The sequence below is a fragment of the Roseomonas sp. 18066 genome (assembly GCF_902706185.1).
Lineage (GTDB): Bacteria > Pseudomonadota > Alphaproteobacteria > Acetobacterales > Acetobacteraceae > Pseudoroseomonas.
The window spans coordinates 1-12,138 of record NZ_CACSJM010000165.1 but is presented as its reverse complement, the minus strand read 5'-3'; the positions used below and the strand labels follow the sequence as shown (position 1 = coordinate 12,138).

Sequence of the window (12,138 nt, the reverse complement as noted above, 5' to 3'; positions counted from 1 at the left end):
GTGCCCTGCTGGTCGGCAGCGGCGCGCGGTTTCCGGCCGGCGCCATCGCCGGCTTCGCCTGCGCGACGGCCGCCGCCCTGGTCTGGGGGCTGTATTCGGTGACGGCGCGCCGACTGTCGGCCGTGCCGACCGAGGCGGTGGCCGGCTTCTGCCTGGCCAGCGCGGCGCTGGCCGGGCTGCTGCATCTGGGCTTCGAGACCAGCGTCATGCCCGATGCGCGCCAGGCCCTGGCGCTGCTGCTGCTGGGGTTGGGGCCGGTCGGCGCCGCCTTCTTCCTGTGGGACATCGGCATGAAGCGCGGCGACCCGCGGCTGCTGGGCACGCTGGCCTATGGCATCCCGGTGGCCTCGACCCTGCTGCTATTGGTGGCGGGCTTCGGCGAGCCCAGCTGGCGCCTGGCGCTGGCCGCGCTGCTGGTCACTGGCGGCGGCGTGCTGGCGGCGCGGCAGAAGGCGTGACCTTGACCCGGAAGGGCCGCGGGGCGAGGGGTGCGCGCTGAACCCCAAGGAGCCTCGGCGTGTTCGTCACCTGGTCCGGCCTCGGCTTTCTGTCCGTTTTCTTCCTGGTCGGCGGCATGGCGGCCGGCACGCTGGGGCTGCGGCCCTGGTTCGCCGAGAACATGCCCTTCCAGGAGGCGGTCTACCTGGCCAATGCCTTCGGGCTGATGCTGGGGGCGCTGGTCAATCTCGGCGCCTGGAAGCTGCTGACCCGGCGCGGCGAGGACAACCACAGCCTGCTGGGCCTCGGCATGCGGGGGTGGAGCATGATGGGGCTGCTCGGCGCCGGCGCCCTGGCGACCTATGCGATGTCGCTGTCGGCCGGCTGAGGCTTCTGCCACAGGCCGCGCACCACCTCGGCCTGGCCCTGGTGGCGCGGGCCCTCGTCCAGCCGCACGGCGCCTTCCAGGCATTCCAGCAGGCGCAGCCCGGCGAAATCGGCCTCGGCTTTCTCGCGAGTCCAGAGCAGGTCGGGGTCTTTAGGCCCACCGCTGCGGCGACCTTGCTGGGCGGGCGAAAAACCCTCCAGCAGCAGCAGCCCGCCCGGGGCCAGGGCGCGGCAGGCGCCGGCGGCGACCACCGCCCGGTCGGCGGGGGGCAGATGCAGGAAGACCCAGGCGATCAGGTCGAAGCGCGCCTCGGGCCAGGCCCAGCGGCTGAGATCGGCGGCCTCGGTCGCGAGTCGCTGGCCGCGGGCGCGGGCCAGCTGGTCCGCGCGGGCCAGGCCGGTCGCGGACCAGTCGACGGCCAACACGTCGAGCCCCTGCTCGGCCAGCCAGACGCCGTTGCGGCCCTCGCCATCGCCCAGCGCCAGGGCCCGCAGCCCGGGGCGCAGGCGCGGCGCCAGGCTTTCCAGGTAGCGGTTCGGCGCCTGGCCGAAGAGCCAGGGGTCGCCGCCATAGCGGGCGTCCCAGGCGGCGGCGTCGCTCATGCCGGGCCGGGCGCCCAGCCGGGGGGCGCCAGGGTGAAGCCGGCGAAGTCGAAGGCCGGGCTGACGGTGCAGCCGACCAGGGTCCAGGCGCCCAGGCTGCGCGCCGCCTGCCAATGGCCGGGCGGGACGATGGCGAAGGGCGCCTCGCCAGAGGCGAGATTCGGGCCCAGCCGGTGCTCGGTCACCGGCCCGGCGTCGCCCGGGGCGATGCCCAGGGCCAGCGGCGCGCCGGCGTACCAGTGCCAGGCCTCGGCGGCGTCGACGCGGTGCCAGTGGCTCGATTCGCCGGCCGCCAGCAGGAAGTAGATGGCGGTGCCGGAACCCCGGGCGCCTGACGCGGGGGCGTCGCGCCAGATCTCGCGGTAATGGCCGCCCTCGGGGTGGGGGGCGAGGCCGAGGGCGGCGATGACCGCCCCGGCCGGCAGCGTCGGGTCGCGCAGGTCGGGCATCAGGTCGGCGGCACGGTGCGGGCGACGGCCTGGGCGGCGGCGACCTCGGCATACCAGGCGGCGAGCTTCGGATGGGCATCGCGCCAGGGCTCGTGGGCGAAGCGGAAGTCGAGATAGCCGAGGGCGCAGGCCAGCGAGACGCCGCCGATATCGGTCAGGCCGCGCGGCGGGCTGGCCTCTGCGGCGGCAAGGCCGCGGGCGACGGCGGTGGCAGCGCGCTGGTCGGCGGCCTGGCGGCCTTCATCCTGCGGCAGGCTGGCGGCCATGCGGCGGCCGACGGCGGCGTCCATCATGCCGTCGGCCAGGGCCTGGCGGGTGAGGGCGGCGAATCGGGCCGGGCCGGCGGCCGGGAAGAGGGGTGCCGCGTCGCCCAGGCTGTCGAGGAATTCGCAGATGACCGGGCTGTCGTAGAGCGGCCCGTGCTCGGTCGCCAGGCAGGGCACCTTGGACAGCGGGTTGGCCGTGGTGAGCTCGTCCGGGCTGATGTGGGGGTTGGTCGGCAGCAGCTCGATGCGGCCTTCGAGGCCGCGGAGGATCATGCAGATCATGACCTTGCGCACGTAGGGCGAGGTCGCCGAGTAGAACAGCTTCATCGGACGTCCTTGTTTTTTTATGAATGTCGGGGTCCGGGGGGACACTGTCCCCCCGGCGGGGGCTTGGGGGCGGCGCCCCCATGCTTGTTTCAGCCTTTGAAGGTGTCCTTCCCCTTCCTGATCCGCGCCAGCTCCTCGACGGAGCCAGCGCGCAGGAAGGGGTTGGTGGCCAGCTCGGTCTCCAGCGTCACCGGCACCGTCGGCTGCCCGGCCTCGCGGGCGGCTTCGACCTCGCGAGCGCGGGCCTGCAGCGCCGCGTTGTCCGGCTCGACGGTGAGCGCGAAGCGGGCGTTGCTGGCGGTGTATTCATGGCCGCAGCAGACCAGGGTCTCCGGCGGCAGCACCTTGAGCAGGCCGAGCGCGCGGAACATGTCGGCCGGCGTGCCTTCCAGCAGCCGGCCGCAGCCCAGCGAGAACAGCGTGTCGCCCGAGAGCAGCACGTCGCCCTCGGGGAAGTGGAAGGCGACATGGCCCAGCGTATGGCCCGGGCTGTCGATGACGGTGCCGCGGGTGGCGCCGACCGCGATGGTGTCGCCGGGGGCCACGCTCTGGTCCAGCTTCGGCAGGCGGTGGGCGTCGGCGGTGGCGCCGATCACCTTGCTGCCGTAGCGGGCGCGGACCGCCTCGACGCCATCGATATGGTCGGCGTGGTGGTGGGTCAGCAGGATGATGTCGCAGCGGCCGCCGGCGGCCTCGATGGCCTCGATGGCCGGCTTCGCCTCGCCGGGGTCGCAGAGGGCGACGGTGCCGGTGGCGGTGTCGCGCAGCATCCAGGCATAGTTGTCGGACAGGCAGGGCACGGCCTGGACGGTGACAGCCATGGCGGGTTCTCCTCTTGCGCCCCTCGCGGGGCGTGTCACGCCTCGATCAAGGCCCTATATCAACCGCATGAAGGCTGAGGTCCACGCAGACAACCACGGTCACCGGGATTTCTACGCCTCGCCGCTGGGGCTGGTGGCGGCGCGGCTGCTGCGCGAGCGGCTGCAGCGGCTGTGGCCGGACCTGACCGGGCGGGAGATCCTGGGGCTGGGCCATGCCGCGCCGTATCTGCGGCTGTGGCGGGAGGGGGCCGCGCGCATCGTCTCGGCCAGCCTGCCGGAGACCGACGTGGCGCCCTGGCCGCCGGGCAGCGCCTCGCTCTCGGCGCGGGTCGAGGATTCGCTGCTGCCGTTTCCCGATCTCAGCTTCGACCGGGTGCTGCTGGTGCACGGGCTGGAAGGCGCCGAGAACGACCGCCGCATGCTGCGCGAGGTCTGGCGGGTGCTGAAGGATGACGGGAAGCTGCTGATCGTGGCGCCGAACCGCCGCGGGCTGTGGGCGCATCGCGACATCACGCCCTTCGGCCAGGGGCGGCCCTATTCGACCGGGCAGTTGTCGCGGCTGCTGGAGCGGAACCTGTTCGCGGCCGAGCGGCGCGATGCGGCGCTGTTCACGCCGCCCTTCCAGACCCGGCTGCTGCTGAAGGGCACGGCGCTGTGGGAAGGGGCGGGGCGGCTGCTGGCGCCGCGCTTCGCCGGGGTGGTGATCGTCGAGGCGCATAAGCGGATCTATGGCGTCATGCCGGCGCGCGGGGTGGCGGCGTCGCGCGGGCGGCGGGTGCTGGTGCCCGATTCGGTCTGGGCCGGCCGGGACTGGGCATCGCGCGATTGGGCATCCCGCGATGGGGCCGCTCGCGAGGAGGCGATGCGGCGCGAGGCCACGCCCCGCCTATAGTTCCGCCCAAGGCCGGCATCGACTCGGCCGTTTGGGAGGATAAAACATGCTCCGCAATGCCACCCCGCCGCGCCGGGCGATGCTCGGCGGGCTGCTCGCCAGCGGATTGCTGGCCAGCACCGGCGCCCAGGCGCAAGGGACCGCGCCGCGGGATTATTCCCGCGAGGCGCCGCCGCTGCGCTACCCCGACCCCGACGTGATCGCGATGGACCCGAAGCGGTTCCGCGCCAAGCTGGGCAATGCCGCGATCCGGCGGCTGCACACCGGCATGGGCTGGGCCGAGGGCCCGGCCTGGCACGCCACGGGGCGGTTCCTGATCTTCTCCGACATTCCGAACGACGAATGCCTGCGCTACCTGGAGGAGGACCACCATGTCTCCCGCCGGTATCGCAGCCCCTCGGGCTTTTCCAACGGCAATACCTTCGACCGCGAGGGGCGGCAGATCGCCATGCGGCACCGCCACCGCGACGTGGTGCGCTACGAGCGCGACGGGCAGGTGACGATCCTCGCCGCCCGCGGGCCGGACGGGCAGTTCAACGCGCCGAACGACGCGGTGGTGCACCCCGAGGATGGCAGCATCTGGTTCACCGACCCGGGCTATGGCGCGCTGATGGATTACGAGGGGCAGCGGCACGAGACCGGCAGCGTCCGCCCCTTCATCAAGGAGGCGCTCTACCGGATCGACGCGCAGTCGGGCGCTGTGACCAAGCTGGCCGACCAGCCGTTCAAGCCGAACGGCCTCTGCTTCAGCCCGGATTACAAGATCCTCTACGTGGCCGACACCGGCAGCAGCCACTACACCGAGGCGAAGAACCAGATCTGGGCCTATGACGTCGACGGCGCCACGATCCGCAACCCGCGCGCCTTCGCCGACATGACGCTGGACGGCAAGTCGGGCATGGCGGATGGCATCCGCTGCGACACCGAGGGCAATGTCTGGTCCTCGGCCGGCTGGGTGGGGGATGGCTATGACGGGGTGCATGTCTTCGCCCCCGATGGCGTCCGCATCGGCCAGATCAAGCTGCCCGAGATCTGCAGCAACCTGTGCTTCGGCGGCAGCCGGCGCAACCTGCTGTTCATGACGGCGAGCCAGTCGCTCTATGTCCTGCCGGTCGAGGCGCGCGGCGCGCATTTCTGTTAGTCGCGGAACGCCGCCGGGGGGCCATCGGCCCCCCGGCAACGGGCAAAGATTACCAGCGGTACTTCAGCGTCGCCAGCACGGTGCGGCGGGCGCCCCAGTAGCAGCCGGTCGCGCTGATGCAGGTGGTGACGTATTCCTTGTCGAAGAGGTTCAGCGCGTTCAGGCCGAGCTGCGCCCCCTGCAGCGCCGGCAGCGCCTGGCCCAGGTCGTAGCGCAGCGCCAGGTCGACCAGCGTCGCCGACGGCGCGCGGTAGGTGTTGTTGGCGTCGCCATAGGAGGCGCCGATGTAGCGCACGCCACCCCCCACCCCGAGCCCGGCGACCACCGGGGCGCTGAAGGAATAGTCCAGCCAGGCTGCGGCCTGGTGGTTCGGCGCGAAGGGCAGCTGCTTGCCCAGGGTGCTGGCGCCGGCGGCGTTGCGGTTGGCCTGGGTCACCTCGGTCTCGGTATAGGCGTAGGACAGCGACAGGTTCAGCCGCTCCGCCAGGCTGGCCTTGGCCTCGAACTCGATGCCGCGCGATTCGGCCTCGCCGGCCTGGGCGCTGAAGCGGGTGTCGCTGGAATCCGGCGTCAGCACGTTCTGCTGCGTCAGGTGGAAGGCGGAGACGGCGGCATAGATCCCGCTGCCCTCGGGCTGGTAGCGCAGCCCCACCTCGTACTGGCGGCCGGTGGTGGCCTCGAAGGGCGATCCGCGGCGGTCGGTGCCGTTGGTCGGCTGGAAGCTGGTCGAGACGCTGGCATAGGGCGCGAAGCCGTTGTCGAAGCGATAGACCAGCCCGGCGCGGCCGGTGAACTCGCCATCATCCTGCTTGGTGACGACGGTGCGGCTGCCGGCGACGGTGTAGTTGTTGGTGCGCGCGGTCGCCCAGTCGTAGCGGCCGCCCAGCGTCAGGATGAAGCGGTCGAAGCGCAGCTCGTCCTGCGCATAGACGCCGGCCTGGTTGCGGCCCTGGCTGATGCGGTTGGCCATCGGCGGGCGGGTGACCGCCAGGCCATAGACCGGGTTGAAGACGTCGAGGGCGCGCAGCAGGGTGAGCTGGCTCTCCTCATAGGTGGCGTCCTCGCGCTGGTAGTCGAAGCCGGTCAGCAGGCGGTGGCGGACCGGGCCGGTGGTGAAGTCGGCCTGGGCCTGGTTGTCGACCGTGAAGGCGTCGGAGACCTCGGGGAAGCCCCAGGCGTAGCGGCCGACATCGCGCTGGTTGGCGGCGAAGGAATAGGCCTGGATGCGCTGGGTATCGGCATCGACATGGCTGTAGCGGAAGTTCTGGCGGAACTGCCAGGTGCTGTCGAAGCGGTGCTCGAAGGCATAGCCGAGCATCAGCTGCTCGCCGGAATAATGGTCGTAGCCCGGCTCGGTCAGCGAGCGGCGGGTCGGGATCCGCCCGTTCGGATTGGCCCAGAGCGTGCCGAAGGCCGGCAGCGCCTGCGGCGCGCCGCCGCCGTCGGAGGCGATGCGCTGGTACTGCGCCAGGAAGGTCACGCTGGTCTGCGCATCCGGCCGCCAGGTCAGGGACGGCGCCACGAAGATCCGCCGCTCGTCGAGGAACTGGGTCTGGCTGTCGGCGCGGCGGCCCAGCGCGGTCAGCCGGTAGCTGAACTTGCCTTCGGCATCCAGCGGGCCGGTGCTGTCGAAGCCGGCGGTCAGCGCGCCATGGCTGCCGTATTGCAGCACCACCTCGTTCTGCGCGACCTGGCTGGGGCGGCGGCTGATCATGTTCAGCAGCCCGCCCGGCGAGCTCTGGCCATAGAGCGCCGAGGCCGGGCCCTTCAGCAGCTCGATCCGCTCCAGCCCATAGGCCTCGATGCGCGGCTGGGAATAGCCGCGGGCGCCGAAGGGCAGGCGCAGCCCGTCCAGGTAGCGGATCGGCGGCGTGAAGCCGCGCACGGTGAACCAGTCGTAGCGCAGGTCGGTGGCGCCATACTGGCTGACCACGCCGGGCGTGTAGCGCAGCGCGTCGGTGATGCTGGTGGACCCCTGCGCCTCGATCTCGGCGCGGGTGACGACGTTCATCGCCTGCGGCGTCTCGATCAGCGGCGTGTCGGTCTTGGTGCCGGCGGCCGAGGCCTCGGCGACGAAGCCGCGCGACGGCCAGCGCCCGCCGCTGCCGGTGGCGGCCCCGACATCGACGGTGGGCAGGACGGTGTCGCCCAGCGCCGCGCGCGGCTCGGGCGAGAGCAGGATGGCGCCGCCCTCGATGCGGCCGGCCAGGCCCGTGCCGGCGAGCAGGCGGCGCAGCGCCTCGGACGCGGCCAGGCTGCCGCTGGCGCCCGGCGACTGACGGCCTTCCAGCAGGGCGGCCGGCGCGCTGGCCTGCAGGCCGGTGGCGCGGGAGAACTGCGCCAGCGCCGCGCCCAGCGGCTGCGGCGCGATGGCGAAGCTGGTCGCACCTTGGGCAGCCGGGGTGGCTGCCGTCTGGGCCGCCGCCGGCGTCACGGCCAGCAGCGTTGCCGCCGCCAGAACCGAAAGAAAATTGTCCTGCACTTCTCTCACGTCCTCGAAGCCTGTCCGGGCGCCTGCGCGGCGCCGCTCAAGGTCCAGGACGGGATGGGCGGGCGCGATCCGACAGGCGCCCGCCGAAAAATCTGAAAAAAGAATTCAGGCGGGGGTGGTCAGCCGGGTCAGCAGCGGGCCGTGCCGGCGGATGCCGACCGGCAGGCTCTGCGCCAGCAGCGACAGCACCCGCTCCGGCTCGGCGAAGCGGTAGCGGCCGGAGACGCGCAGGCCGCGGATTTCCGCGCCCACCAGCAGCAGGCCGGCGCGATAGGCGGAAAGCTCCGCGGCGACCTCGGCCAGCGGCGCCGAGTCGAACAGGCGCCAGGCCTCGGCGAAGCCTTCGACGCGGTCCTGCTCGGCCAGCGTCAACCGGCGCGGCTGGCCGGGGCCCTGCGCGCCCCAGAGCAGCCCCTGGCCGGGGGAGAGGTCGGGCCCGGTGCCCTCGGACTGCGCGGCACCCCGCAGCAGCGCCAGCCGGTCGCCGGCCTCGTCGCGGAAGAAGCCGAGGAAGGAGCCGGGGGCGATGCGCCAGGCGACGTGGCGGCCCTCCAGCCGGAACGGCGCGGCGGCGGGGGGCAGGGACAGGCGCAGCGCCCCCTGGCGCAGCAGGGCGACACCCGGCGCCGGCAGGTCGACGGCGCTGGCGGTATCCAGCAGCAGCTCGCCGCCGCCGGGCAGGGGGGGCAGGGCGCGGATCTCGCCCGGGGCGGTCGCGGCATCGGCGAGCGCGCGCTGCAGCGGCGCCTGGCCGAGCCACAGCCCGCCGGCCAGGCTGAGCGCCGCCGCGCTGCCGCCGGCCAGGAAGGCGCGGCGGCGGGGTTTTGGCGCGGCGTCGCCGGCAACGTCCCGGGCGGCGGCCAGCAGCGCCGGGTCCTCCCAGAGGGCCGACAGCGAATCGAGGGCGCGGGCGTGGTGGGGATCGGCGCACCAGGCCTGCAGCGCGGCCTGCTCGGCCGGCGTCAGCGGCGCGGCGCCGGCGGCCAGCCGCGCAGCCCAGCCGGCGGCCGCCGCCAGGATGGCGGGGTCGGCCTCCGATCGGGGCGGCGCGTCGGCAAGGGGCATGGCGCGGGGGTATGGCACGGCCGGCGGCCTAGCGGGAAGCCGCGCTGTCGTCGGCCTCGTCCAGGCAGGCGCTCAGCCGCAGCAAGGCGCGGGCGACGGCCTTCTCCACCGCGGCCGGCGTGGTGCCGTGGCGGGCGGCGATGGCGGCATGGCTCTGGCCCTCCAGCCGGGCGGCGACGACCATGGCGCGCTGCTGCGCCGGCAGGGCGCGAAGGGCGGTGGCGAAGCGGCGGACGCGCTCGCGCTGCTCGGCCACCGCATCGGGCAGCGGGCCAGGGCAGGCCAGGTCCTCGGTGAGGCTCGCCTGGCCGGAGGGGCGGCCGGCCGGGCCGCGCAGACGGTCGGCGGCGGCATGGCGGGCGGCGCGGGCCAGGTAGGCGGCGGGGTCGCGCGCCTCGGTCGCGGCCTGGCTGCCGGCCAGGCGCAGGAAGCTGTCCTGCAGCACGTCCTCGGCCGCGGCCGGGCAGCCCAGCCAGCGGCCGAGGCGGCGCTGCAGCCGGCCCTGCTCCTCGCGGAACAGCCGGTCCAGCCAGTGACGGGGCAAAGCGAGGTCGCGCACCCCCGCCTTATAGGTAAATGAGAATTATTCTCAAATACGAAAAGCAAGCGGCGGGACGTCGCCGGGGGCCATCGAGCCCCCGGCGCCAGACAGAAAAATCAGACGGCCTCGAGGCACATGGCGACGCCCATGCCGCCGCCGATGCACAGCGTCGCCAGCCCCTTCTTCGCGCCGCGCGCCTGCATGCCATAGAGCAGCGTGGTCAGCACCCGCGCGCCCGAGGCGCCGATCGGATGGCCCAGCGCGATGGCGCCGCCGCTGACATTGACCTTCGACGTGTCCCAGCCGAGCTCCTTGTTCACCGCGCAGGCCTGGGCGGCGAAGGCCTCGTTGGCCTCGATCAGGTCGAGGTCGTCGATCGACCAGCCGGCCTTCTGCAGCGCCTTGCGGCTGGAGGGGATCGGGCCGGTGCCCATGATCGAGGGGTCCACGCCGGCGGTCGCCCAGCTGGCGATGCGGGCCAGCGGGGTGATGCCGCGCCGCGCCGCCTCGGCCGCCGACATCACCACCAGGGCGGCGGCGCCGTCGTTCAGGCCGCTGGCATTGCCGGCGGTGACCGAGCCGTCCTTGGCGAAGGCCGGGCGCAGCTTGGTCAGGATGGCCAGCGTGGTCTCCGGCTTCGGATACTCGTCGCTGTCGAAGACGGTGTCGCCCTTGCGGCCCTTGACGGTCACCGGGACGATCTCGGCCTTGAAGCGGCCGGCGGCCATGGCCTCGCCCGCCTTGTGCTGCGACTGGTAGGCGAATTCGTCCTGCTGCTCGCGGGTGATCTGGAACTTCTGGGCGACGTTCTCGGCCGTGGTGCCCATGTGGTAGCCGTGGAAGGCGTCCCACAGCCCGTCGCGGATCATGGTGTCGACCATCGAGAAGTCGCCCATCTTCACGCCGCCGCGCAGATGCGCGCAATGCGGCGCCTGGGACATGCTCTCCTGGCCGCCGGCGACGACGATATTGGCATCGCCCGTGGCGATCTGCTGGGCGGCGAGCGCGACCGCGCGCAGGCCCGAGCCGCAGAGCTGGTTGATGCCGAAGGCGGTGCGCTCGACGGGGATGCCGGCATTGACCGAGGCCTGGCGGGCCGGGTTCTGCCCGGCGCCGGCGGTCAGGATCTGGCCGAGGATCACCTCGTCCACCGCATCGGCCTCGATGCCGGCGCGTTCCAGCGCCGCCTTGATGGCGATGCTGCCGAGGTCATGCGCCGGTAGGCCGGCAAAGGCGCCGTTGAAGGCGCCGACGGGGGTGCGCGCGGCGGAGGCGATCACAATATCGGTCATCGGCTGGGTAGCTCCCCTGGTGCTTTTGCGCCGCCCCCGGGATGCCGTGCAGGCCGGGCCGGGGGCGGCGGGCCCCGTGGCGGGGCCGTCCTGGGGGCAATGTGCGCCGCCCCCCCTGGTCGCTACAAGTGGGGCCGGTTCAGAGAGCGCGCAGCCAGTCGCGCAGCGGCTGCCACAGCTGCGTCTCGGCGCGGCTGCCGGCGGCCATGCCGATATGCCCCGCCGCCACCGGCAGCACGGTCGCCCCCGGCAGCCGGGCCGCCAGGGCCAGCGCCGATTCCGGCGGCACGATGCGGTCGGCGCGCGGGATGGCGACGAAGCCGGGCAGCCGCAGCGCGGCGGGATCGACCACGGCGCCGGCGATGCGCCAGTCGAGGCGGGCAGTCTCGTTGCGGCCGTACCAGCCGCCCAGCGTCTCCCGCGCCACCGGGCCGGCCAGCGGGATGCCGTCGTTCAGCCAGTCCTCCAGCGCCACGAATTGCGCGGCGCGCGGGCTGGCGGGGTCGAGCGCCGCGAAGGCGCGGAACTTGGCGGCGATGCTCCAGGGGTCGAGCCCGGCGAAGAGAGTCTGGATGGCATCCACCGGCAGGGCGCCCTGGGCCTCCAGCAGCGGCTCCAGCCCGGGCAGCAGGGCGGCCAGCGCCAGCGCCCGGTCGCGCACGCCGGGCGGGCCGGCATGGAAGTCCCACGGCGTCGCCAGCAGCGCCAGGCCGCGCAGCCGGTCCGGCCGGCGCAGCGCCGCGCCGAGCGCCAGCAGCCCGCCCATGCAATAGCCGGCCAGCACCGGGGGGCCGAAGGGCGCGATGGCCGGGGCGGCGATCGCCCGCTCCAGCCGGCCGGCAACATAGTCGGTCAGGGTGAAGCGGCGCGCAGCGGGCTCCGGCCAGCCCCAGTCCAGCATCAGCACCCGGAAGCCCTGAGTCGCCAGCCAGCGCAGCATGGAATGGCCGGCCATCAGGTCCAGCACCTCGGCCCGGTTGACTAGGGAGGGCACCATCAGCAGGCAGGGGCCCTCGCCGCCATAGTCGAGCAGGCGGCTGTCGCCCTCCTGCCACAGCACCGGCACCGGGGGGACATTCCGCTGATAGGGGTGGCGGCGATAGGCGGCCAGCCCCGCGATCAGCGCCCGGTCCTGCCGCGCCAGCCGGCGCAGCACGGCGGCGCGGAAGCGCTCAGGCGGGTGGCCGCCGGCGGCGAGGGCGGCCGCGATCCGCGCCATCTCCGCCCGGCCCGCCTTCGAGATCGGCCAGGCGTCGCTCCAGCTCGGCGAGCCGGGCGAGGAGGGCATCCCGATCCCTGGGCCGGTCAGCGGATCCAGGCTGAGCGCCGCCCCCATCCCGCGCAGCAGCGCCAGGTTCAGGTGCAGCGGCAGCGGGCGCGGGCCGCGGCGCGGGGGCAGGGGTTGCGTCACGCGGTGGTTCCGGG

Annotated in this window: 13 protein-coding genes; 4 read left to right on the top strand and 9 right to left on the bottom strand. The window is 73.6% G+C overall.

The genetic code is table 11. The annotated features are described in order from the left end of the window. The coding region (locus GVN67_RS24585) for an EamA family transporter (RefSeq protein WP_159999956.1) at positions 1–458 on the top strand (458 nt) is incomplete at its 5' end. A gap of 59 nt (positions 459–517) precedes the next feature. Continuing rightward, complete coding sequence (locus GVN67_RS24580) at positions 518–826, top strand: hypothetical protein (RefSeq protein WP_159999955.1); 309 nt, start codon at positions 518–520, stop codon at positions 824–826. Here GVN67_RS24580 and GVN67_RS24575 read toward each other — a convergent pair. From GVN67_RS24575 to gloB, 4 genes are all read right to left on the bottom strand, one after another. Further along, on the bottom strand, positions 799–1,428 hold the full coding sequence (locus tag GVN67_RS24575; protein WP_159999954.1) for a bifunctional 2-polyprenyl-6-hydroxyphenol methylase/3-demethylubiquinol 3-O-methyltransferase UbiG: 630 nt from the start codon (positions 1,426–1,428) through the stop codon (positions 799–801). The genes GVN67_RS24580 and GVN67_RS24575 overlap by 28 nt on opposite strands. Continuing rightward, a complete protein-coding gene (locus GVN67_RS24570) occupies positions 1,425–1,877 on the bottom strand; it encodes a cupin domain-containing protein (RefSeq protein ID WP_159999953.1) in 453 nt (150 codons plus the stop codon). The genes GVN67_RS24575 and GVN67_RS24570 overlap by 4 nt, the downstream gene beginning before the upstream one ends. Further along, positions 1,877–2,470: a glutathione S-transferase N-terminal domain-containing protein gene (locus GVN67_RS24565; protein WP_159999952.1), complete on the bottom strand. Its 594-nt coding sequence runs from the start codon at positions 2,468–2,470 to the stop codon at positions 1,877–1,879. Before GVN67_RS24565 ends, GVN67_RS24570 begins: the two co-directional genes overlap by 1 nt. 89 nt (positions 2,471–2,559) lie before the next feature. After that, positions 2,560–3,291, bottom strand: coding sequence for a hydroxyacylglutathione hydrolase (gene gloB, locus GVN67_RS24560; protein ID WP_159999951.1), 732 nt, complete (start codon positions 3,289–3,291; stop codon positions 2,560–2,562). A 67-nt stretch (positions 3,292–3,358) separates the two neighbouring features. Between gloB and GVN67_RS24555 the strand changes: the two genes are divergently transcribed. Continuing rightward, positions 3,359–4,183, top strand: a complete 825-nt coding sequence (locus tag GVN67_RS24555; RefSeq protein ID WP_159999950.1) for a methyltransferase domain-containing protein — start codon at positions 3,359–3,361, stop codon at positions 4,181–4,183. A 46-nt stretch (positions 4,184–4,229) separates the two neighbouring features. Then, entirely contained in the window at positions 4,230–5,324 is a 1,095-nt protein-coding gene (locus GVN67_RS24550; RefSeq protein WP_159999949.1) for an SMP-30/gluconolactonase/LRE family protein, read from the top strand. 49 nt (positions 5,325–5,373) lie between these two features. Here GVN67_RS24550 and GVN67_RS24545 read toward each other — a convergent pair whose 3' ends face one another. The 5 genes from GVN67_RS24545 to GVN67_RS24525 form a co-directional block, all read right to left on the bottom strand. After that, a complete protein-coding gene (locus tag GVN67_RS24545) occupies positions 5,374–7,815 on the bottom strand; it encodes a TonB-dependent siderophore receptor (protein WP_235035460.1) in 2,442 nt (813 codons plus the stop codon). A gap of 105 nt (positions 7,816–7,920) precedes the next feature. After that, positions 7,921–8,880 (bottom strand): FecR family protein, encoded by a 960-nt coding sequence (locus tag GVN67_RS24540; RefSeq protein WP_159999948.1) that lies wholly within the window; start codon positions 8,878–8,880, stop codon positions 7,921–7,923. A 28-nt stretch (positions 8,881–8,908) separates the two neighbouring features. Then, entirely contained in the window at positions 8,909–9,439 is a 531-nt protein-coding gene (locus GVN67_RS24535) for an RNA polymerase sigma factor (protein WP_159999947.1), read from the bottom strand. A 98-nt stretch (positions 9,440–9,537) separates the two neighbouring features. Continuing rightward, entirely contained in the window at positions 9,538–10,713 is a 1,176-nt protein-coding gene (locus GVN67_RS24530; protein WP_159999946.1) for an acetyl-CoA C-acetyltransferase, read from the bottom strand. A gap of 139 nt (positions 10,714–10,852) precedes the next feature. Then, the coding region (locus GVN67_RS24525; RefSeq protein WP_408906362.1) for an alpha/beta fold hydrolase at positions 10,853–12,138 on the bottom strand (1,286 nt) is incomplete at its 5' end.